General features: G+C 46.7%; 23 protein-coding genes and 2 pseudogenes. 10 read left to right on the top strand and 15 right to left on the bottom strand.

Annotation, left to right across the window (positions count from 1 at the left end):
* Positions 1-250 (bottom strand): hypothetical protein (locus JCM10550_RS20970; protein WP_218185257.1); only part of this gene is annotated, 250 nt, incomplete at its 3' end.
* 4 nt (positions 251-254) lie between these two features.
* Between JCM10550_RS20970 and JCM10550_RS19185 the strand changes: the two genes are divergently transcribed.
* The 3 genes from JCM10550_RS19185 to JCM10550_RS14855 all read left to right on the top strand — a co-directional run bounded on the left by JCM10550_RS19185 (position 255) and on the right by JCM10550_RS14855 (position 1,973).
* Positions 255-860, top strand: coding sequence for a hypothetical protein (locus JCM10550_RS19185; RefSeq protein WP_245619324.1), 606 nt, complete (start codon positions 255-257; stop codon positions 858-860).
* Positions 809-1,309 carry a hypothetical protein gene (locus JCM10550_RS14860; RefSeq protein WP_157200323.1) on the top strand — a complete coding sequence of 167 codons (501 nt, stop codon included), beginning with the start codon at positions 809-811 and terminating at the stop codon, positions 1,307-1,309. The genes JCM10550_RS19185 and JCM10550_RS14860 overlap by 52 nt, the downstream gene beginning before the upstream one ends.
* A 310-nt stretch (positions 1,310-1,619) precedes the next feature.
* Positions 1,620-1,973, top strand: a complete 354-nt coding sequence (locus JCM10550_RS14855) for a hypothetical protein (RefSeq protein ID WP_062400243.1) — start codon at positions 1,620-1,622, stop codon at positions 1,971-1,973.
* A gap of 1,648 nt (positions 1,974-3,621) precedes the next feature.
* On the opposite strand, the pseudogene JCM10550_RS23680 reads toward JCM10550_RS14855, so the two are convergent.
* From JCM10550_RS23680 to JCM10550_RS25370, 3 genes and pseudogenes are all read right to left on the bottom strand, one after another.
* A pseudogene (locus tag JCM10550_RS23680) lies at positions 3,622-4,226 on the bottom strand (RloB family protein).
* Positions 4,227-4,229: 3 nt separating this feature from the next.
* A complete protein-coding gene (locus JCM10550_RS25375; RefSeq protein ID WP_172673929.1) occupies positions 4,230-4,625 on the bottom strand; it encodes an ATP/GTP-binding protein in 396 nt (131 codons plus the stop codon).
* Positions 4,528-5,340, bottom strand: coding sequence for an ATP/GTP-binding protein (locus JCM10550_RS25370; protein ID WP_083475554.1), 813 nt, complete (start codon positions 5,338-5,340; stop codon positions 4,528-4,530). Before JCM10550_RS25370 ends, JCM10550_RS25375 begins: the two co-directional genes overlap by 98 nt.
* Before the next feature lie 743 nt (positions 5,341-6,083).
* Here JCM10550_RS25370 and JCM10550_RS17605 point away from each other — a divergent pair.
* Together JCM10550_RS17605 and JCM10550_RS20115 are read left to right on the top strand one after the other, a co-directional pair.
* Entirely contained in the window at positions 6,084-6,266 is a 183-nt protein-coding gene (locus tag JCM10550_RS17605; RefSeq protein ID WP_281175428.1) for a winged helix-turn-helix domain-containing protein, read from the top strand.
* Between the two features lie 10 nt (positions 6,267-6,276).
* On the top strand, positions 6,277-6,489 hold the full coding sequence (locus JCM10550_RS20115; RefSeq protein WP_062400228.1) for a hypothetical protein: 213 nt from the start codon (positions 6,277-6,279) through the stop codon (positions 6,487-6,489).
* A 131-nt stretch (positions 6,490-6,620) separates the two neighbouring features.
* Here the strand turns inward: JCM10550_RS20115 and JCM10550_RS20110 are convergent, their stop codons facing one another.
* The 6 genes from JCM10550_RS20110 to JCM10550_RS14795 form a co-directional block, all read right to left on the bottom strand.
* On the bottom strand, positions 6,621-7,784 hold the full coding sequence (locus JCM10550_RS20110; protein WP_062400226.1) for a hypothetical protein: 1,164 nt from the start codon (positions 7,782-7,784) through the stop codon (positions 6,621-6,623).
* 93 nt (positions 7,785-7,877) lie between these two features.
* Positions 7,878-8,534 (bottom strand): hypothetical protein, encoded by a 657-nt coding sequence (locus JCM10550_RS20105; protein WP_175020541.1) that lies wholly within the window; start codon positions 8,532-8,534, stop codon positions 7,878-7,880.
* The gene (locus JCM10550_RS20100) at positions 8,503-8,955 is read right to left on the bottom strand and encodes a hypothetical protein (RefSeq protein WP_175020540.1); all 453 of its coding nucleotides are present in this window, start codon (positions 8,953-8,955) and stop codon (positions 8,503-8,505) included. Before JCM10550_RS20100 ends, JCM10550_RS20105 begins: the two co-directional genes overlap by 32 nt.
* Positions 8,885-9,169, bottom strand: a complete 285-nt coding sequence (locus JCM10550_RS20095; protein ID WP_175020539.1) for a hypothetical protein — start codon at positions 9,167-9,169, stop codon at positions 8,885-8,887. The genes JCM10550_RS20100 and JCM10550_RS20095 overlap by 71 nt, the downstream gene beginning before the upstream one ends.
* The gene (locus JCM10550_RS20090; RefSeq protein WP_218185254.1) at positions 9,136-9,294 is read right to left on the bottom strand and encodes a hypothetical protein; all 159 of its coding nucleotides are present in this window, start codon (positions 9,292-9,294) and stop codon (positions 9,136-9,138) included. The genes JCM10550_RS20095 and JCM10550_RS20090 overlap by 34 nt, the downstream gene beginning before the upstream one ends.
* A gap of 13 nt (positions 9,295-9,307) precedes the next feature.
* Positions 9,308-10,108: a hypothetical protein gene (locus JCM10550_RS14795; RefSeq protein ID WP_157200322.1), complete on the bottom strand. Its 801-nt coding sequence runs from the start codon at positions 10,106-10,108 to the stop codon at positions 9,308-9,310.
* A 337-nt stretch (positions 10,109-10,445) separates the two neighbouring features.
* Here JCM10550_RS14795 and JCM10550_RS20960 point away from each other — a divergent pair.
* From JCM10550_RS20960 to JCM10550_RS20950, 3 genes and pseudogenes are all read left to right on the top strand, one after another.
* Positions 10,446-10,958, top strand: a pseudogene (locus JCM10550_RS20960) (hypothetical protein); the annotation flags it as partial.
* Positions 10,959-11,080: 122 nt separating this feature from the next.
* Positions 11,081-11,410 carry a GTPase gene (locus tag JCM10550_RS23670; protein ID WP_245619327.1) on the top strand — a complete coding sequence of 110 codons (330 nt, stop codon included), beginning with the start codon at positions 11,081-11,083 and terminating at the stop codon, positions 11,408-11,410.
* The gene (locus JCM10550_RS20950; protein WP_218185251.1) at positions 11,407-11,745 is read left to right on the top strand and encodes a hypothetical protein; all 339 of its coding nucleotides are present in this window, start codon (positions 11,407-11,409) and stop codon (positions 11,743-11,745) included. The genes JCM10550_RS23670 and JCM10550_RS20950 overlap by 4 nt, the downstream gene beginning before the upstream one ends.
* Before the next feature lie 553 nt (positions 11,746-12,298).
* Here JCM10550_RS20950 and JCM10550_RS14785 read toward each other — a convergent pair.
* A complete protein-coding gene (locus tag JCM10550_RS14785) occupies positions 12,299-13,024 on the bottom strand; it encodes a hypothetical protein (protein WP_157200321.1) in 726 nt (241 codons plus the stop codon).
* Between the two features lie 712 nt (positions 13,025-13,736).
* A complete protein-coding gene (locus JCM10550_RS14780; protein WP_157200320.1) occupies positions 13,737-14,756 on the bottom strand; it encodes a hypothetical protein in 1,020 nt (339 codons plus the stop codon).
* Between the two features lie 54 nt (positions 14,757-14,810).
* Between JCM10550_RS14780 and JCM10550_RS23665 the strand changes: the two genes are divergently transcribed.
* A complete protein-coding gene (locus JCM10550_RS23665) occupies positions 14,811-15,062 on the top strand; it encodes a hypothetical protein (RefSeq protein ID WP_245619322.1) in 252 nt (83 codons plus the stop codon).
* Positions 15,063-15,332: 270 nt separating this feature from the next.
* Here the strand turns inward: JCM10550_RS23665 and JCM10550_RS17590 are convergent, their stop codons facing one another.
* Positions 15,333-16,070 carry a restriction endonuclease subunit S gene (locus JCM10550_RS17590; RefSeq protein ID WP_281175427.1) on the bottom strand — a complete coding sequence of 246 codons (738 nt, stop codon included), beginning with the start codon at positions 16,068-16,070 and terminating at the stop codon, positions 15,333-15,335.
* A 98-nt stretch (positions 16,071-16,168) separates the two neighbouring features.
* On the opposite strand from JCM10550_RS17590, the gene JCM10550_RS23660 reads away from it, so the two are divergent.
* Positions 16,169-16,618 (top strand): hypothetical protein, encoded by a 450-nt coding sequence (locus JCM10550_RS23660; protein ID WP_245619320.1) that lies wholly within the window; start codon positions 16,169-16,171, stop codon positions 16,616-16,618.
* On the opposite strand, the gene JCM10550_RS23655 is transcribed toward JCM10550_RS23660, so the two are convergent.
* The gene (locus JCM10550_RS23655; protein ID WP_245619325.1) at positions 16,581-17,204 is read right to left on the bottom strand and encodes a class I SAM-dependent DNA methyltransferase; all 624 of its coding nucleotides are present in this window, start codon (positions 17,202-17,204) and stop codon (positions 16,581-16,583) included. The two genes, JCM10550_RS23660 and JCM10550_RS23655, sit on opposite strands and share 38 nt — an antisense overlap.
* Positions 17,205-17,224: 20 nt before the next feature.
* Positions 17,225-17,644 (bottom strand): hypothetical protein, encoded by a 420-nt coding sequence (locus JCM10550_RS23650; RefSeq protein ID WP_245619318.1) that lies wholly within the window; start codon positions 17,642-17,644, stop codon positions 17,225-17,227.
* Positions 17,645-17,651: the final 7 nt, after the last annotated feature.

Below are 17,651 nucleotides of genomic sequence, written 5' to 3'. Positions count from 1 at the left end.
CACTTGTGGCGTGGCTGGTGCAGTGGCTGGGGGGGGTGGGTGAAACAACTCTTGCCTGCATTACTTCATTATGCCCGATCCTACAGAACTCATCTGAACACACACTTTCACCCTCCGCCCGCCCTACCCCCCCTATTAACCCCCCCCACTCCAATTCCTTTCCATGCCGCAGCATTACCTCATGCACAACCAGACACTCATCCGTGACCCGGAGGTCTTTGAATTCAATTACACTCCTGAAACCATCCATTACCGTGATGCCCAGCTCCGACAGCTCGCAGGAGCCCTCGGCCCTGCCCTGCACGGGGCATGCCCCCCCGTCAACGCCAACCTTCGCGGCCCGCCGGGCACCGGGAAGACCACCTGCGTCCGGCGAATCTTCAGCGAACTGGAGGATGCCCCCCCTCCCCCCCTGTGGTGCCGGTCTTCGTCAACTGCGAGAGTGTGGGTACGCCTTTCGTGTCTTTGCCGCCATCTTTGAACAACTCTTCGGACACCAGCCTCCGCTCTCCGGCATCCCCCCCCTCCAGCGGCTCACCGGCCCCCCCATCGCAAAAGAACTCATCCAGAAAAAGGCGGTGCTGATTGTCTGTCTCGACGACGCCAACTACCTCGGCCACAACGGTCAGTTTGACCGGGTGATCCGTTCCCTCGTGCGGATGTACGAGAACTATCCGGGAGTGAAGGCTGGTGTCGTCACCACCATCAGCGACCATACCTTCTGCCCCCCCTCACCGTCATCGACCCGGCGGTGGCCTCCGTCTGGCAGCCCGAGGAGATCCCGTTCTCTCCCTACAATAAAGAGGAGGTGCACACCATCCTCCGGGATCGTATCCGGACGGGCCTCTATCCGGGAGTAATCCCGCCGGGAATCCTCGACCGGATTGTCGCCCTCACCGTGGAGGGTGGTGACCTCCGGGTCGGCATCGACCTCCTGAAACATGCCGTTCTCAGTGCCGAACGGGACGCCCGGACTGTCGTCGGGGAACAGGATGTCACCACCGCGTTTGAGACCGTACGCGGCGCCCGCCTCCACCTTCTCATCGAGGGACTGAAACCGGATCAGGAACAACTGCTCTCCCATATCGTTCGGATGAAACAGGAAAACCAGACGGTACCCCCCCTCACCTCCCGCACTCTCTATGAGTCATTCAAAAAGACACGGGATGTCTCCTATACCGCCTTTCATACCCGGCTCACGAGACTCTCTGACCTCCGGCTTATTGATTTGAACCGGCGGGCCGCGAAAGGGAATGCCCACGAGATCGAACTCCGGTTTGATCCGGGGGGGCTGATGGAGGGGAAATAGATAGCACTAATTTTGTCAATATTTTGAAAACATCTCCAAAGGCCAAATGACAAACGTGTATTGCAAAAAATTAAGGGTTTAACCTCTAACGTAAAAGTATGGGTTTCACTTATGATTTGCCTGATTCTGGAGCTGTATTTAATACATTGAAGGCACTTCTTCTTTCAAAAAATGAGAATAAATTGTATGAAATCATAATAAATTCTGATTTTAATCTTGCTTCATATGAACAATACTCTCGTAATCATGGTGGGGGGGGAGATGGGATGCATTCGCCGCAATTCCTACTTTTGCCTTGCCAGTAGCTAAGATGGGTGAAATTGATGATCAAATGAAAAATCGCCTTAAATCCTATTTAAATGACATTATACCACCGGGAGCAGGCTATGATGTTACAGATGTTGTTATTTCGCCAAAATTGGTATCAGGTGAAGGCGACTCTATTTCATTAGAAGAGGATTTGGCAGAAATTACAGATAATATATTAGATTCAACTGGAATCTCATATCCTCATGATTTATATGAAAAAGGAAAAGAGATGGCAGAAGTGTATCTTTACCTTTACCATATTGAAAACACTTTAAGAATTTTCATAGAAGAAAAGGGAAATGGTAATCTGGAATATACCAGTGGTTTAAAAAGAAATATTCAGAAAAAAAGGTAAATGAAGAAAATAATAAATGGAAGAGTTTTAAGGCTGGTTCTGACATTTTTTATTTAGATTTTGTAGAATTAGCTGATTTAATTTCGAATAACTGGACAATTTTTAAAGATGATTTCCCTGATCTTGATTGGATAAAAACCAAAATAAAAGAAATGGCTCAATGTAGGAATGCTATAGCCCACAATGGATATATTGGTGATCATGAGAAAGACCTGTTGAGATTATATTACAATAGTATATTAAGGCAAATCAATATGAAATATTAATATGTGATGGAACCAATGATCACATATAATTCATTTAAATAATGTGAATTGTGATGGAGGGAAAAAATGGTAGAAATGTTTAGTGTTAGTTCTTCAAATGTAGCTGAAGTAGGTTACGATAAACAAAGTAGTCAATTATACGTCCGATTTAATAATGGGGGGGATTATACGTTTATGATGGCGTACCGTTCAATGAATTTGAATATTTAAAGAATGCATCTTCAGTTGGAACATATCTTGCTCAAAATATCAAGAACAGATATCCATATCGTAAAATTTAGTTTTTTAGTATTATAAAAAACAACTTAATTAGATGCATCCCCCCCTCCAAAAAAGGGCTCTCTCTAAAATAAATTTTGAGAAATAATTTATTATTATCCTGAAAGCAGGTGGCATCAAATATATCCAACCTAAGTTTGTAAGGCCAATCGGGATATTGATTGGGTCGGCAAATTCAGTCACACCAACCATAATGTGTTTTTTGTCCAGACAGTGATCGTGGCTGTACCCACTCTCTCCCACAATCCTGGCATAATATAATGAGGGCTGAAATTGTCAGTAAATATGAGAATAATGAAATTTGAGTGGTTAAGTCCGGAGGAAGAGGAAAATTGGCCTCAGATGGGGGGGGAATCTGTGCCGAATGTAAATCAGATGTTTGTCAATATTGTGGGAAACCTGAGTCCAGGATCGCAAAACCCCCAAAAGTAATTGATATCGAGATTTGGGTCTGGAAAACCTGTTGTTATGCTTGTAAGAAACCAACACGAGTTGCCTGGCCTGCAAAGGATGTAGGTAATAATCTGGCAGAATCTATTGACCTGAATTCGTTGGAAAATCTCCCGGCAATCATTGCAGACAAATTACCATTCATTCAGAAGACCAATAAAAAATGCAAAATATTGAAGAATATGGGAATGTGTGCGAAAATTGCTCTGCGTACCAAGGGGGGGATTGGTTTGTCTTAGAGGATTGCTTGCAACTTGGATATTTTCCTGAAGAAATCGAGGAAAGATTCGTTGTGTCTGTCCCGTTAACAGAAGAAGAACGAATTATTTACGCTTATCCAAGGAATTATGCTAAATTACGCCATCCACGAAAAGGCAACTATTCTGCTTTGTGTGAGGAGTGTTACGCATTGTATAAGAAAAAAGAAATATGAAAAGTTTTTGAAGAATGAACTCTCCTTACCCCCCCCGTCCCGGTTCGCCTCCCGAACCAGCCGGGTATAGCACCCCCCCTCGCAGATACTCGCCCGCTGCTTTTGTGAATGGTAGCCGCCCCCCCATCATCACACGTAACCAGAGAGACCTGTGACCACTGAAAGTCCCGGTGATCCAGGATGTCGGGGGGGTATCTATCATACATGGGAATTGATTTATTCACATTGAGTTGATGTATGATACCAGTTCATCCACATTCGTGTATGGATTTACGGAAACAGAGTTTAAATCATCTATTCCTTCATTTTGATGAAACTGTCTGAGCCGTTCTGCATGTGAAATCGCATCCATCTCCTTACCCTTCAGAGAGGGATAAATGTGTTCGACATCAGGTTTTTCGTAGCCTCTTTCATACTCTCTTAATTTTTCAATCGGCTCTCTGTTTTGCAGACTTCCCTGATGATATTCATAGTGTAACAGGAACCAGAATTCAAAATCAGGATTGGATATGATCAGATCCATTTTTTCGGTTTTTGTTTCAACGCCGTTTTTATGTCCGCATCAGCTGCACGGTCCATATCCATGACACAAAAATATCTGTCGTTCGGTTCGTTGCCATAATTATTCCGGATATAATCTTTGGCATACTTTACCATTTCTGTGGCTTTTTTTTCATTAGCAAAGACAGGCTCTATTCTGACATTCCGTTTTCCTTTCAGATCTGATTTTTTGCAGCTGAAGTAGTTGAGCTCTGTTCTGCCATCGCTGAAGATTACGACAAGAGGTTTTAATGGAATATTTTTGGACGTTCTTACTCTTGCCATCCTCTATATCCTCCCGTACAAAATATCCGGGAGACCTCCATAGCGTCCGGAAAAATATCCCTTTTCAATAGATCGGTCAACCCTGTCTTCGTAATCAAAGAGGGAATAGAGGATGGTGCTCTTTGTATCCTTACTCTTCTCCGTAAACCATATCTGCTCCCTTCGAAAGAAATCCGATGCAAGAATCCTGGTATTATGTGTCGTCACAATGAGTTGGGAATCAACCTTGTTGTAATTCTCGTCATGGAACATTTTCAGAAGGTACATGATCAGATCCGGATGCAGCCGGGTATCAAACTCATCAATGACAAGAATACGCTGATGATTTTCCAGTGCATCCAGAATAATCCCCCAGCATATTGAAAAAGACGCTTGTTCCGGCAGACTCGAACTCTTCAAATTCAGTTACGATCTCCTTCCCGTCATCTCTTTTGTGGACGCTTTTCAGTTCGGTTCGTACAAATTCTCCATCACTTAATGGTCTGTTTGTTTTCTTCTCAATCATATTTACGATGAAATCAGGTATCTCTGATTTGTCCATCTTAATCTCATTGCCTGAGACATCAGAGATATCAAAATCAGCATATTTTAAGATATTCAGAACCTTTTCTTTGTTCTCAGGGGGGGATTTATTCATATATTTTGAGGTAAATCCATTCCCGATATCAGATATCTGCCCGAAATACTGCAGGTTAATATTGAACCACTCAAAGACCTCTCCAAATGGTTTGTACTCGTTGTTGGCCTTGGACAAAAAGAGCACATTATCTCCCGTGTGCTTAAACAGTCCCTGTAATTCATCTTCATCGACAAAAGTCTCTAACGTGTCCCGGTTGCGGATATAAATGAATTTTTCTTCTTTCCTTTTAATGTAGCTGAGTTCTTCAGAAATGATCTCATTTGCATCGTATGAAAAGGAATATTTGTATTCAGTCCTGCCACTGATGAAATCAATCTCAAATAATGTGGGTTTTTCCTCGTATTCTGCACTGAGAACAAACGGGAAGTAGGGAAGTTTGTCTCCCTTATTGAGATTTTTTGAATGTACTACCAGAAATTTGATCAGATCGAGTGCCCGAATCTGATTCGTCTTTCCGGAGCATTTGCGCCATATAGAATAGAACTTTTCAGGAGTTTTGTGATGTCAGAAACTCCCTTCACTTTAATAAGATTATATGCCTTTCTCCTCTCTTTTGAGGTTACCATGCTGAGTGTCGTTTGTTCAGCGATAGAACGGAAATTTTCGACACGGTATTCTATAAGCATACAATGTATAACTATCCTGAATGATTTATGTGTTTTGATTCTACGATTTTTTCGTAGAATTAAATTTTTGATTGGGGGGGACATATGTGACACAGGTTTGCCACGTCATTCAAAGTTTTCAAAATTTGCCTCATCTGATCCAGAAATTAAACCCAACGGTCAAATTCGATATCACCCTTCTCCCATTCCCGAACCAGCTGGGCATAACATCCTTCACACCTTCCCCGAGATGATAAGAAGGGAACCCCCCCATCATTCGGCCCGGCGAATCCGGCCATGAGAACGTTTCATGCTGAAGGGATGAAACGAGAGAAACACCACCCGGAAGGGAAAACACCACATAATTGCTTTAAACAGAATATGGGATTGTTTACAGCCGGTTTATGGACTGATTCTCCAATGAGTTTACTGTTTCATACTGTTTCATGCAAAAATGAAACAGTAACCGATTTACCTGATTCAGTCAGGAGAATCTGAAGTCCTTGAATTTAAGGAAACGGCAGGAAAAAACATCCCTTCTGTTCGGTTGAATTCAGGGCAAGCCCCCCCGCAGCATTTTCCGTCATCTTCAGAAAAGATGTCTCTTCCGCCATTGATGAAACGGATAATCAGATCCTTACCCTTCTGAATCTGCCGTTAAAGAGCAGTGAACTTGCATTAAGACTGGAAATTTCTAAGACTAAGGTATTGAGGCGGATTAAAAAGCTGGAGAACCTTGGCCTTGTTGAAAAGAAGGGTTCGGGATCACATACCCATTATACCATAAAAAAGTGAATGGGGGACGGTGCGTGAGACCCCCCCCGGAATAACGTATCCGGTCACCGCACCCCCCCTCGTCCCGGTTCGCCTCCCGAACCAGCCGGGCATAACACCCTTCACAGATACTCGTCCGCTGCTCTTCGGAGTGATACACCGCCGCTCCTTTGCCACAAACATCACAGTTTCCAACCGAGACTGCCGACCGGTAAAAGGACGTATGATCCAGTATGTCGGGTAAGGGCAGGGTGGCGTCGGACGCCTTCCCTTTGTGCACCTTCGTGCTCCCTGTGGGAGTGTTGCAATCTGATTTACACCACATATTTTCCGTCTGCGGCCCGGAATTCTGCAACGGCCGATTCACCACTGAATTCACCGCTTCTTTTGCACTCCCGCTGTGATCACAGACACCATCACTCCCCCCCATACTGAAGCAGATGGTACCGGGGGGGTGTTGGGTGTTACCGGTAATCCATGCAACCTTCCTATACTCTCTGTACGCCTCTCTTCTCTCTCTTTCCCTGTACAAAAAACAGAAGCAGAATGGGCTTCCGGTTTGTTTGCGCAATCCCTGGAATTCCGGTGCAAAGAGGGTGGAAGGGTGTGATTCTCCCCCCCTGCGCCACCTGCCGCATCACCGCCATCTTCATCATCGTCTCCATCAGAATCGCTGCCATTCACTTCTTCATCAAGCCAGACATCCGCCTGGGCTGACCATCCCCGATAATGCAGAAGGTCAAAGGAGAAGTAGTGCTCACGCCTGCGACACTCCACACCGCAGATCTCTTCTGCCACTGTTGCGTCAATGAGACTTACTGCAGGGCACTTATCAAGAATACCCAGATAGGTGGCCCGGCTGTTCGTGTAGCCATGCAGGAGCCGATAGGTCTGGTGATACGAGAGACCGAGGGTATCCTGAAGCTGACGGATGGTGAATACCTGCAGGTCCAGCCGGGTAATAGTCGCAAGGGCGGCTGACTCGTTTCGGGTCAGCTTCGTCTCCTGCCCGCCGACATTGCCGTTGATCGCAATAAAGAGCTGCCTGGCATAAACGAAGTCATCATACGTAGAAATGACAGTCCCGTCCTCATCCTTCTCCCGCTGAAGGAAGTTCAGCACTGCGTGACACTTGATAAGGTCGAAAAGCATCGCCGGGTTGCGCCGGTTATGGGCCGCTGAAAAGTTTATCCGACCGGCAAACGGGATACGCACCTGCCGGACGGCCTCTTTCAAAATCTCCCACATCGTCCGGCAGACAAGAACGTCCGGGTCATTGGTTGCCGAAGGCACCATTCCCATCTCAACCTGTTTCAGATGGGCAAGAACCGCCCGGTCCTGACCTGTCGAGTCATCTATCCAGACCGTGAGCATCCGGTTCATTACCTGATCGTCTCCGATGGCCTCCACCTTGGCAAGCCACCAGACGCACCGTTCGGGGGGGATGGTGCATAGTTTGAGATGCCGATCGCGGGTGAGTGTCCGGTGCTCAACCGGCTCCTGGAAATTGGCTGTTGCAGACTTCAGGAGTTCCTGCATGTCGTCTGAAAGTGCGACGTCATCAAAGAGAATTACCGTCCCCCGCCAGGAGGTCTTCGTAGTAAAAGAGAGCCTTGTTCGAGACCGTGCCCTTCAGCCGGTACGCCTCGGGCAGGAGGCGGAGCATCGCATTGCAGGCATGAGTCTTGCCCTTCCCGGAGTTGCCGGATATGGCGACGTGCAGCCCGGAGGTGTTTTCGACGGATTGTGAGGCAATGGACATTGCGAGACATTCCGCAACCGTGCGGTCCCCGACATGGTTGCGGTGGAAGACGTCGAGGAGGAAATTGACCGGGTCGCCGTTTGTAAGAATCTCCAATGCCTGTTTGCGTTGTTCCTGTTTCTCCGCTGAAGTGTCCGGCAGAAGAGGTGGGGATGGGGGGGATTTTCCGGTGGTTCTTCTGAACCATGTGACGACTCTTGTTTTTGTGGTTTCGTCCCAGCTTTTTCCTTCCCGGCGATTCTCTCCGGTTCATACATCGCCCGCAGTTCCTGCCAGCGCTGGCTGCCGCCGCCGCAGGAGTCGTGGTGGCATCCGGCAAAGAGGGCACCGTTTGCAAACTGGATGGCAAAGGCTCCGTCCGTGTGAGCGCTGGAGAAGGGGGGGCAGGCATCAAGGGTGAATAACGTGCCGCCCTGCCAGGGTTTTTCGGTTCTGACGCTGATGCCGTGGGTCGTGAGCCAGTGGCCGAGGTCAAACGAACCCCGCGTTTGCCGGTCACGGGGGGGCGGAGCGGGGGGGAATGGCATCGGCAAGCTCCTGCAGCAGGTCATCCGTTACGACCTGCGGTGCATCCGGGGGGGCAGAGCATATTCGGGCCTTCCGGTGGGGCCGCTCAGGGGTGCTGTCGCCTTTGCGGGCCGTCGTGCCGTAGAGTTTCCAGATGCGTCCGGCGTTGAAGTTCGCGGTGTCGCAGTGGACGGTCGCATCCGAGAAGAGGGCGTCGAGAACGCTGAGACATGCCTTCACGAGCCGGGTGGCCTCGCCGTCGTTGGGCAAATCGATTGCGTAGAGGAGGTGGGCCCCGTTGCCGGAGTCGGCAAGGACGGGTTCCGGGAATCCTCTCCCGGTGAGCCATGCGGCGACCCGCTCCGCCCGTTCAAGGGCGGCGGCATGCTCCGCATCGGTCGCAGAGACCCCCGCTCGGCCGGACGGGGGGGTCAAAGTCAATGGGGGGGAGCCAGCGGCGGCGAATGATGTCGGCGTCGGCGGTGGTCGCATCGCTCCGGGAGAGGCGTTGTTTGACGCGGTTGGCCCGCCGGGAGAGCAGGGCGGGGTTCACCTCGTTCAGGGTGACATACACGCCTGTGATGTCCCGGAAGGCGTCCATCGCGGCCGCCCGCTCTGCCATCAGATCATGGTCGGTGAAGTAGCCGCTGTGCACCCCCCGCCGTCGCCGAGGGCCCGGAGTTCGACGACCGAATCCCCGGAAAAGAGGAGGGAGAGGGTGTCCCGAACCCCCCCATTCTCATCTGACGCATTCGGCTGGTTGGTAGTCATACGAACCATCCTGCATCCGGCATCACCGGGAAGAGCGGGGGGGCGGATACGGCCTCACCACGGGCCACCTTCCGGAAACTTGCCAGGGGGGGACGGAAAAGAGGTTCGTCCGGGTGACCACCAGCACCACCCGGCCGGAGGTATGGACGGTGATGTGGCCGTCGATGACCGTCGTTACGAAGATTGCTTTGTCGGGGGGGCGGATGGTTCCGTTTTCGATCCGGCTGAGAGGTACGCTCTGCCCGTAGTTGAGCAGGGTGTTGATGTCATTGCGACCGAGGTGATAGGACTCCTCTGCGATGGTAACGGAGAGGGTTCTCCCTCTTCCGCGGGCAAGTGTGCCGGGTTCAGTCTGCATCTGCACCACCGGCCTTCTGCCTCCGGGGGCGGTTTTTGTCAGGGAAATGGCATAGAAGTGGTGCCGGGCCCGGCGGACGGTGATCTCCGATATGTCCCCCCCGCCGTGGGCGTGGATTTCTGTGGAGATGGTCTGCGGGATGAGGTAGAGCGGGACCGGGCCCGCGCTGATGGGTGTCCGACCGGCCGGGGAGTTTATCTCTGTTGCCGCCGACTGTTCATCGGCAGTTCCTCTCAAACCTATGTGGGAGCATGGTTTTTTTGCGGGGGGGCTGCCGTTTATTGTTCGGTATGCGGGCTGCATGTCTGCCCCCCCTCCCTGTCTGGCATCATCGTCTGGTTCTGTTCTTCTGCGATTCGATTCTTTCGGACGGGCGTAGCCTGCCGTTCCGGGTTGTGGTTCGCTACATTTTGTTCTGCTTTTCTCATGGAGGTTTGCTCCTGTGCGACAGGGTTTCCTGTGCACAGAAGGTGATGGGACGGGGGGGAGATGATAGAGAAAAAGTCTGCGGGTTGTATGTAAAGATTCGGATAAATCTAAAGTGGTTCAGATTGATTCAGAATTCCTGACTGTTCCGGATACCTTTATCGGGCAGTTCCTGACAGAACACCCGCACCACGCTGAATATCTGAGCTGAGGGCCAGCGTATGAAAGCACGTCAAGACCGGGAGGGTTCTTTTGGTCAGGTTTACAGGAGGGTATAAGGAATAGTGTGGAAAGATATTCAGGCGCAGCGGGGGGGGAAACCAAATCCCTGCGTTGAGAGTGTTGTATGAATAGCATTATTTTATGGAGGGTTTAGATGACATTCGAAACAAAATTCGTATCAGATGATCCCGTCCGGGGGGGCTCTGCAAGGAAAACAATTATTCTTGTCCAGCGAAATGATCCGGATTCTGATGCTGCGACAAATTCGCGGAAGCTCTCAGAGCTCAGGGAGCTGGCACATGCTGCGGAGTATGATGTTGCCGGTGCATTTGTGCAGTCCAGACTTCCTGACCGGAAGTACCAGATTGGGTGCGGTAAGGTGGATGAGCTTGTGCAGATGGTGAAATCTCTGGATGCGGAGAAAGTCATTTTCAATAATCCGCTGTCGATGACGCAGATCTATAATATTTCTGAGATGTGTTCCTGTGAAGTGATAGACCGGTTCCAGCTGATTCTTGAGATATTTGCTGCAAGGGCCACGACGAAGCGTGCCAAACTCCAGGTGGAGCTTGCGGAATTACAATATAAGCTTCCGAAAACAAAGGCGATCCTTTCCCTGATGAAGAAGGATAAGCAGGGGGGGTTCATGGGTCTGGGAGGTTACGAGAATTCCTATGAGCAGGATATCAAGAAACGGATTGCCCGAATCCGGGCCGAACTTCAGCAGGGGGGGACGGGAGTGAGTCGCTGCGTACGTTCCGGCATGAGAAGGGATTTTCCCTTGTCGCTCTGGCAGGGTATACGAATGCGGGAAAGAGTACGCTTTTCGAATCACTTGTCGAGGAAGAGACCGTGGTCAAAGACATGCTCTTTACGACACTCTCTCCGACAACGCGTGCTCTCACGAAAAATAACCGAAAGATGCTGTTGACGGATACGGTGGGATTTATCGAAGATCTGCCGCATTTGATGGTGGATGCGTTCCGGTCAACGCTGGATGAGATATTCCTGGCCGATGTCATTCTTCTGGTGGTGGATATGAGTGATCCGGTGGATGTGATACGGCAGAAACTGGTTGTCAGCATGATATCTTCCGGGGGAGAACGGAGGGTGCGGTGATTGTTACTGCGCTTAACAAGGCGGATCTTCTTTCTGATGAAGAGGTGCAGGAAAAACGGGAGGCGATTGGTGATCTTATTTCTGTTTCGGTCATGGTGTCTGCACGGTCAGGGGAGGGTCTTGACGAACTGAAGCAGCTTTTGTATGAGATGCTGCCGAAGTGGGAACGGTGCAGGATATCCATTCCGCTATCTGATGAGAGTTTGTCTACGGTATCGTGGCTGTATGATGAGGGTATTGTGCACGCGATTGAGTACGGGGATTCCATTCTCATGGAAATAGAGGCACGGGATGAGATCATTCAGAAAGTCGGGCCTTTGGTTTTGTCTTCCTGATGGTATTTACCCCTGGGGGGGTAATTGGCGTTACCTTCTCGCCCCCTCTCCACCGATTTTAACGGGAACTGCAACGATTCAGTCCCCGGAACGATTTCGTCTCCAAAACTATTTTCGTGACAATGAACGGGTAGATCATATCATGCCCTAATTGACTTTCAATGAATCTGACCGTTCAGAAACAGAAGGTGATGGGACGGCCATGACCATATAGGAAAAGTCTGCGGGGTATGTATTGATTCGGATGGATCAACAGTGGTTCGGCTGAAGTCAACAGTCGCGATATTTCTGTGGAAAATCGGGAGAAATGAAACATGAATTGATCATTTATTTAGATTTTTGAATGGCAGAGTGCCGGGCTTATGATGCTGTGGTTTGAGTCTCTGTCCTCTCTCCTCTCATCATGGATGGGGGGGTTATGGTTATCTTACGATTTTGCAAATACTCTCTAAATTTTGTAAAACCCTATGAATTGAAATATTTTCAGCATGCCATTGATATGATAAACCATCCACAATTCAGGAAATATTTCATTGTATGACAAGACTCAAAATTAGGGGGGGAGTATTTTCGCCCAGATCTCAGAATATATTTTTTCTTTAAGGTGTTCCTTAAATTCGTTTGCCGATGAGTCAGTTGGTAACGCAATAATATCAGAACCATCTGTAATTTTATCGAATCCGTTTTGAAGTTTCAAATTGATGAATTGCGGAATAACTTCTTGTACAATGTTAATGTTGCTTTGAGTCAAAATTGCGAATTCATTAATATCAACTTCGCTTTTAATCTTATTGTTGATATTATCATAAGCAATTCCTAGAAAGAAATCGGAATATGCTTTATGGAGTTCTGTTTCTTGATTTGTTCTCTTTGCTTCCATTTCAGCTAATAGATACTGTTGATCTGAATTGTACTGATAATTGATCACAGGTTGAAATGATATAGGGGGGTTCTTTTTCATGCTAGCGAAATACATCTTGCTAAATTTTGGATCATTTAATACAAAATCGTAAAAATCGAGAGTCTGTAGCTTTGGATCAATTGCTCTTTTAATAGCACGTTCCAGTTTTGTATCCCTAATTGATTCGTAAAACTCTATAAATACAGTTTCTTCGGCAATTATTGCGTTAATTTTATTTGGAAGAAATGAGATTTTAGGATATATCTTTTCCTCATGTCTTTTAAGAAAATATTGGAAAATTCCAAGTAAAATGCTAAATGCAAGGATATTATTCAAATTATCTTCAATGCCAGGAATTGAGATTATGTCAAAAATCACAAAAAACCCGAAACACTTAGCCATATTAACAGAATGGGGAAAATATCATAACAAACATTGAAAAATACTTGCTTGAATATTATACTAAAATATTTTAAAAAACGTAGTATTTGACTAGGAATTGCATGACTGACTGACTTAAGTTTAAGGAAGAATATTTCATAATTAAGTATACTATTTTTCACGAATTTGAAGAAAATAACAGGTGATTTAATTATTCCAATTATAATTAATTTACCCGTTTTCAGGCAATTTGAAATTATTTCTTTAATGTTATTTGTGCAATAAAATAACAAATCAGTTTTTATTACAATTAATGATACAAAAAATACAATGACTGTAACTTCTACTTTATTACAATCAATTTTGTTGAAAAACGCGTTTAATATTATATATGCAGTTAAAAATCCGATCAATTCAAAAAAACGGATAACCTTGATTGCTCCAATTTGATATTTTTGGCCAACCCATTAAAAAGAATGAGATTTTTATTTAAATAATTCTTTCCAATTAAAACATTTAAAAAAATGTATTTTTCTGTCCAAAATTAATTTGGTCCTCTTCAATCTCTAGCTCAATTACCGAACCGGAATCTTATCCCTCACATGTGCGTTCAACGTAAAAGGATCAAAGTGTGCAACAATCATAGAGTATCAAAAAATGACTCTTTAAAAATATGGAAGGATTTCTACAGAGCCGTTTTTTGATTGATTCAAAACCATCGATCTAACGTTGTCACACTGGGATCTCGCACAACTATCTGTCTGGAATAATAATACGAATTTCTACTGGATATAATGTCCTTGATTTCTGAATCACTCAATGTGCGCCATGACCCCCCCATGTTGTTAGTTCTTGGAAAAAAACTTACTTGCCATTTTCTTTTGAAATCAGATATGTAATATTGCCCCCATAAACTGCCACCACTCTCCTTTTGGACACGATCAAGAAGTGTAGTTAATACTGGTTTAAAAGCTGAACCAACTTTCCTTTTTTCAATTCTTTCAGAAGGATCATGCAAACACACATATGTCGCTCCAAGAATGATGTCAATAAATTGTATGAGATGGGACTCATCATCACCACTCTTTCGATGGTCAGAGTCAATAAATTTGACAGTTTTTGGCCTTATTGTAACGAGATCACTTTGTAATTCAATTTTTTGAATTGTATGCCAAGGGAAAAATTGATGAGATTCCTGACTGCCGTTGTCATGATAAATATTGTTAATTACAGTTTGTTTTTTGTCGAAAAAATAGTGCAGACCACTGAGAATAACTGAGCGATAGAACCGGTTATAAATGTTCAATTCCACATCAGAATTGCCTCCAAATCTATTGAGATCTAATTCTGATAAATTAATTCCAAGTATATTAAAATAGAATAATTCTCGAGCAGAATTATCATTTTTCAGGAATTCAATCCAGTTTAAAGCAATTCGAAGTCTTGCATTTGTACGTTGAACTTCAGTGTAATGGATTTCTGTATTATTTTTCTTGTGGAACTTACAACCGATAGGACAATCCTCATGATTGTCATGCCATTTCGAATTGGTAATACATCGTAAATTTTTTAATTTTTCGATTAATTCGGTTTTCTTTTCAACTGGAACAAATAACACTCCAATATACATCCATTTAGAGCCATCTGCTTGATCGACTACTGGATTAATTTCATCAGAAAAAATTTCTAAATTAACCGCATTACGTCGATCTAAAAATTCAACGCTCATAATAATCACTAGTAGAGAAAATATTCGAATAAAATTTCATTATCACGTACCTATATGATCTTTTCCAATAACACCGCCCCCCCCGGTTCATACTCCCGCCCCCCCTCCCTCCGGGCTAGCTCCGCCTCGGTCGGCACCAGCTGCCCGGAGAATGCCTGCGCAAGAATGGACTGCCGGAGCTTTGCAATGCGATCCCGTGCGGTTGCGACGTTTGCCTCGATCTGGTTGGCACAGGCGAAGAGGGCATCAACGCGGCGGACGATTTCGTGTTGTTCGGGGGGGAGTGGGGGGGGAGTGGAAAAATAAATGATTGTATTGATTTTAATCCTACATTTGGCTGAGTAGTTGAATTTACATATTTTCGAATTTCATTTTTCACAAGTGGAGATATTGAATAATAATAGGAATATTTTGGATGTATATAATTTTTTAAATTTTTTATTACAGCACATGAATAAGATGCCAAAAAATCAATTTTTGTATCTACAAATCGATTTACACCAATTGTTCCATATCTCGGGAAAATTATGTCTGCATATTCAGGTTGAATTTTCTTCTTTAATTTGTTGAAATCTGCTATTGAGATCTTTTTTGAATTTTCAAATCGATTTTATTGTTTTTTATAAAGTTTTTTGGTGAAACGTACGGAATACCCTCTTTACATTCATTTGGCATTTTATGATCAATATCAGCAATATTTTTCGAGATTTCACACCATCTTGCCCACATCCAATTATGCGGAATCGAATAGGGGAATTCATTGAGAGAGATGGGATCTTGCTCTTTCTGACGTTTGATTATGCCTTTGGTAGTCAAAAACTTTTTCTCTTCTTTTATTCTACCAAATAGCTCCTTTGCTGATTCAATTTCAGGATTATCTGCCCTCCATCCTTCCGTCAACCGCCCATCACACGCCGCGGCAAGCACCGACTGCCGGAACTGATGCACGATGCCCCGGCACCCGCTCCAGCCGGGCCTCTGCCGCATCCAGCCGGGCGAAGAGCGCCTCGATGGCAACGACGATGCGGTGCTGTTCGGTGAGAGGGGGAGATGAATTAGGATTTTTTTCATCGAACCTTGGTTTAATTTATATCTGGTGGTACCTGTGACATACCCATTAAAGTCAAAACAATCGAGGTAATATTTAAGGAATTTATTGCTTGTGAGTTCCTCAATCGCCCTAATGACATGAGCATGGTTGTTAACCCATGATTTCCCTTGAATAATATACGCAATTTGTTTAGTTTTGTCAAAGAATGGTGCTCCATCCTCACCAATCAATAGCAGTTCCTCATCAAATAGAAAATCATCAATCCATCCAACTTGACATGTAGCCCCCGTAATAGGGGGGGATATTTCCGATCCGCGTCTCTCTTTCTTTTGAATTTATTGGAACCCGTTGATTATCAAGTATGTCTACACATGAGGCTAAAGGAGTCTTGACCCACCCCCCCTCCGGCACCTCACTCGTCTGCTGCATACCCGTTCCCCCCCATCAATTCAATTATTGCGTTCAGCTCGGCGACCGCCGCTTCCAGCTCATCGATGGCCTCGGCCGCAAGCTCCTCCGGGAGGGGGGGGAGGTCGTCAGTGTTTTCGAGCGAGTCGTCCCGCAGCCATTTCAGGGAGTCGATCTTGTAGTTGCGTTCCTTGAGCTCTGTGATGTGGAATTTGTGCCAGCGGTCGCTAGGGGGGGAGTCCTTCGGGTCGCGGGGGGGAGACCGGCCGTTCGGGTTGTCACCAAAACACTGCTCAAACTCGGCGAAGTGCTCCTTGTTAAGTGGCCGGTCCTTCTTTGTGATACTTGGAATATTTGTCCGGCAGTCATAGACACGTGTGTTCGGTGGGAAGGCCCTTTGTGAAGAAGATCACGTTCGTCTTCGTGCCGGGGGGGGAGTAGGGGGGGGTGAAGGTGCCGTCCGGCAGGCGAATCACGGTGTGGAGGTCGCAGTCCTCGCAGAGCACCTTGAAGACATCCCCTGCCTGTTCACCGAAGAGCACGTTATCCGGAACGACCACCGCAGCTCGTCCGCCTGGCTTCAGGATGGTCATCACGTGCTGGATGAAATTGAGCTGCTTGTTGGAGGTCTCAATCGTGAAATCCTCGCGGCCCGGAGACTGATTCGCTCCCTTCGTCCCGAAGGGCGGGTTCGTGAGTATCACATCAAACCGCTGAGAATCCGGCACCTCGTAGATGGAGTCGCCGAGCTTGATCACCGGCTGGAGGTTGTGCAGGTAGAGGTTCATTAGTGCCAGCCTCCTCGGTCGTTCTACCAGTTCCTGCCCGTAGTAGGTGCTGTCTTTGATACGCTTTGAAAGCTCCCTGTCAAAGGCTCCGCCGCCCGTTATCTCCTTAAGCCATTCATACGAACAGACCAGAAATCCGCCGGTCCCGCAGGCCGGGTCCATGATGGTGAATTCACGGGTGCCCCGTGGGTCGGGCTTCATGCACCGCACGATAGACTGGATCACAATACGGGGGGGGTGAAGTACTGCCCAGCACCCTTCTTCCCCTCGCTTGCCGCCTTTTCCAGAAGGCCTTCAAACGCCAACGCCTTGACATCAATATCAATTCCCGTCCAGTCTGTCTCATCGACAAGAGAGATGATCTTCTTAAGGCTCACTGGGTTGTGAAACCGGGAGAGTGCACCAGCAAAGATGTCGCCCAACAGGCCCCCCGCCTTGCCGAGGGTTCGCAGCATATCGGTATAATTATCGGTGAGTTCCGTACCCGAAAGTTCCTTCAGAGATTGCCAGTCGCAGTTTTCGGGAAGTTCTATGTCCCGCTCATCGGACATCTTTAGAAAGAGCAGATAGGTAATCTGTTCGATATAATCCCCCCCGTAATCGATTCCCTCATGTCGTAAGGTATGACAAAACCCCCCCATAGTTTCT

This window comes from Methanogenium cariaci JCM 10550 (assembly GCF_001315945.1).
In the GTDB taxonomy this organism is placed as follows: domain Archaea; phylum Halobacteriota; class Methanomicrobia; order Methanomicrobiales; family Methanomicrobiaceae; genus Methanogenium; species Methanogenium cariaci.
Note: the sequence above shows the minus strand (reverse complement) of the source record. Positions and strands in the feature narration are given on the sequence as shown.

Bases quoted from the DNA above. Each gene is read 5' to 3' on its own strand.
- JCM10550_RS14855 (WP_062400243.1), top strand. From the start codon at position 1,620: ATGGGTGAAATTGATGATCAAATGAAAAATCGCCTTAAATCCTATTTA.
- JCM10550_RS20110 (WP_062400226.1), bottom strand. From the start codon at position 7,784: ATGCAGGAACTCCTGAAGTCTGCAACAGCCAATTTCCAGGAGCCGGTT.
- JCM10550_RS20105 (WP_175020541.1), bottom strand. From the start codon at position 8,534: ATGCCATTCCCCCCCGCTCCGCCCCCCCGTGACCGGCAAACGCGGGGT.
- JCM10550_RS20090 (WP_218185254.1), bottom strand. From the start codon at position 9,294: ATGGTTCGTATGACTACCAACCAGCCGAATGCGTCAGATGAGAATGGG.
- JCM10550_RS14780 (WP_157200320.1), bottom strand. From the start codon at position 14,756: ATGAGCGTTGAATTTTTAGATCGACGTAATGCGGTTAATTTAGAAATT.
- JCM10550_RS23665 (WP_245619322.1), top strand. From the start codon at position 14,811: ATGATCTTTTCCAATAACACCGCCCCCCCCGGTTCATACTCCCGCCCC.
- JCM10550_RS23660 (WP_245619320.1), top strand. From the start codon at position 16,169: ATGTCTACACATGAGGCTAAAGGAGTCTTGACCCACCCCCCCTCCGGC.
- JCM10550_RS23655 (WP_245619325.1), bottom strand. From the start codon at position 17,204: ATGAAGCCCGACCCACGGGGCACCCGTGAATTCACCATCATGGACCCG.
- JCM10550_RS23650 (WP_245619318.1), bottom strand. From the start codon at position 17,644: ATGGGGGGGTTTTGTCATACCTTACGACATGAGGGAATCGATTACGGG.